This is a genomic window from Pseudomonas sp. ICMP 10191 (assembly GCF_001467335.1).
Lineage (GTDB): Bacteria > Pseudomonadota > Gammaproteobacteria > Pseudomonadales > Pseudomonadaceae > Aquipseudomonas > Aquipseudomonas cerasi.
In genome coordinates this window covers 1-449 of the sequence record NZ_LKGW01000044.1, presented here as the reverse complement: position 1 = coordinate 449, position 449 = coordinate 1, and the positions used below count along the sequence as shown (strand labels likewise).

Annotated in this window: 2 pseudogenes; both read right to left on the bottom strand. The window is 60.8% G+C overall.

What is annotated here, in order from left to right:
• A pseudogene (locus AO388_RS04985) lies at positions 1 to 294 on the bottom strand (tyrosine-type recombinase/integrase); the annotation flags it as partial.
• Positions 291 to 449, bottom strand: a pseudogene (locus AO388_RS04980) (VRR-NUC domain-containing protein); the annotation flags it as partial. The pseudogenes AO388_RS04985 and AO388_RS04980, both read right to left, overlap by 4 nt.

The window sequence follows — 449 nt, the reverse complement described above, 5'->3', positions numbered from 1 at the left end:
CTGGCCAACGGTCTGCAGCGTGCCGGCAGCCGCAGAGGCCTTCGGGTCAGTCGCCAGGCGTTCCCGGATTTTCGGCAGAGCATTGATCAGCCCTTTCACCGGCAACTCTGGAAAACCGGCGATCTTCTCCCACTTCTTGCCCACAACCAGGTGCCAGGTGCCGCGCTCACGACTCTTATGAAACCGGAAGTAAACGCCCGGATAGCGAGCATCGCGCAAGTCGCGCACGTCTGAATTCGTTGCCTGCCGGCGGATTTCCGCATCAGAGAACGAAGTAAGCAGGGTCTGGCTCATGCGGCCACCACAGTCTTAGGAAGTCGGAGGTATGCGCGGATCTGCTCCATCGCGTCGAAGTGACCACGGCAGACGATCGCCAGATAGCCTTGCAGGTTGAGCTGACGTATCCACTCGTACTGGCTGCCCGAGACAGCGGCATCGTTCGGCGGCGT